Source organism: Cetobacterium somerae ATCC BAA-474, assembly GCF_000479045.1.
Taxonomy (GTDB): Bacteria; Fusobacteriota; Fusobacteriia; order Fusobacteriales; family Fusobacteriaceae; genus Cetobacterium_A; species Cetobacterium_A somerae.
This window is the reverse complement of the sequence record NZ_KI518202.1, coordinates 1-1,926: the sequence shown is the minus strand read 5'-3', so window position 1 is coordinate 1,926 and position 1,926 is coordinate 1. Positions and strand designations below refer to the sequence as shown.

The 1,926-nt window shown below is 23.2% G+C and carries 3 protein-coding genes; all 3 read left to right on the top strand.

Going from position 1 to position 1,926, the window contains the following annotated elements; genetic code table 11:
• Positions 1 to 888, top strand: an 888-nt coding sequence (locus HMPREF0202_RS15370; protein WP_023051079.1) for a hypothetical protein, incomplete at its 5' end; no start/stop codon positions are given.
• A gap of 93 nt (positions 889 to 981) precedes the next feature.
• Positions 982 to 1,626, top strand: a complete 645-nt coding sequence (locus tag HMPREF0202_RS12050) for a nucleotide-binding protein (protein WP_023051078.1) — start codon at positions 982 to 984, stop codon at positions 1,624 to 1,626.
• On the top strand, positions 1,626 to 1,926 hold a 301-nt coding region (locus HMPREF0202_RS12045), incomplete at its 3' end, for a hypothetical protein (protein ID WP_023051077.1). The genes HMPREF0202_RS12050 and HMPREF0202_RS12045, both read left to right, overlap by 1 nt.

Here is a 1,926-nt window from a genome sequence, read left to right as displayed (position 1 = left end):
AATATTTTTGATAAAACTTTTGAAGAAATTCCTTTAAATTTTGAAGAGAAAATGATAAAAAATGAGAATCAAGAAATTGAAAATTCAATTATTAAAGAAAAAATTACAATGGATCAATACGAAAAATTATATAAAAAATATTTAGAAGAAAAAAATCTAACACATAATCCATTTATTAGAAAAGCTTTTGATATTTCTAATATAAGTAAATATGAGATTATAGAGCGTAATAATGATGACAATGATAATCACCCTCCATTACCACCTATAGAGGAATTATCTGAAAAAGCTCAAAAAGAAGCTAACGAATATGCAAGAAAAAAAGAACTTAAAGAACAATATATGAATGAAATTCATGGAATAGCTAAAGAAGTTAGAAAATATATAGCTGAACAAAAATTAGAAATAGAAAGACTTTCTTCAAATATACTTTCTAGAAAAATAAACCAAAAGAAAATAAATCAATATAAAGAAGAAAATGAGTTCTTAGAACAACTAGTTTGTGAATTTGGAATGTGGGGAGTTCGGTTAACAACCTATAAAGGTTATGAATTACTAGGAGAAGTTGAAAATAATTTTAATGAAAATATTGTAGAAACTGTAGAAATATTCAATCTGATTTTTGAAAGAATGGAAATAGAAAAAAGATTAGATAAAGAATTTTTTGAAAATATGATAGTTGATTGTATTGATACTAAGTATTCATCAGCTGAAAATATATCGACTTCAGAACTTAAAAAAAGATTTTCTTTAGCTGATATTTCTGAAGATAAATTATTATCAAAAACTGGAAAAAAGTTAGTAGGAGGAGCTTTACTTTCTAGATTGGAAAAAATAGCTAAAGAGGAAAAAATAGAGATAGAATATAAGGGAACGATAATCGCTTAAAATTAAAACTTATATTATTTAATTAAATTATGTTATCATCTATTATATTTATATATAGAAAGTAATTTTAAAGAAATTAGAGGGGGATTTGTAATGATCGAAATTATTGTCAACGCACCAAAGGGTGGAGTTGGTAAAACAACCATTTCAACAAATATAGCACTATACTTAAAAAATGCTAACGTTAAAGTTAAAGCAATTGATTTAGCACAGGGAGAATTATTAACTTCTGAATTAAATGATCAAAATTTTTCATCTCAAGATATTATTACCTGTGAATTAGGAAGTATTAGTAAGAAAGGAGTTATCAAACCGTTTGGAGTAAATAAAAAAGAAATTGTTATTGATAGAAAAAAGGAATTGGAATTTATAGTAGTTGATACAGATGATTATGTTGATGTTTTAACTGATTTATTAAAAACAAACGATAGAGAAATATATGTAGTTGTTCCTATTATTTCTGGAAAGTATGAACTGAAAAGAATTCCAAAAGATATGGAACAAGTTTTAAAAAGCTTATTGCTACAATCGAAAACAAACGTTAAGATTTTTTTTCTTCTTAACAAAATAAATTCAAAAGAGGAGGAAAAAAAGTGTAGAGACGCATTAAAAGATAGAGCATTAGATTCTTATATTTTAGATGCTAAAGTTACATATCATAAAAATCTAATTTGTACTGATAATTCAATTTTGAATTCACAAATAGAAAAAATTTTACAAGAAATGGAGATTATATAATGGGAATTTTATCAAAAAACTTATTAGAAAATGTAAATTTAAATACTCCACATTCTATATATTTAAATAAAAATATTAATAATGAATTAATTGAAAACGTAATGGTTCAAGAGTTATTTATTTTTTTTAGAAGAAGAAAATTTCAATATCTATTGGAAGATATGGTTGATTTTATAGTTTTTAAAAATTTACAAAAAACAAATCTTTTAAATCAATTCTCTATTAAAGACTTAGAAGAAAATAAATTTGATAAAGAAAATAGTGAAATATATCATCTTCAAAAATGGAAATATTTATATT

Excerpts from the sequence above, each read along its gene's own strand:
- HMPREF0202_RS12050 (WP_023051078.1), top strand. The coding sequence starts at position 982 with ATGATCGAAATTATTGTCAACGCACCAAAGGGTGGAGTTGGTAAAACA.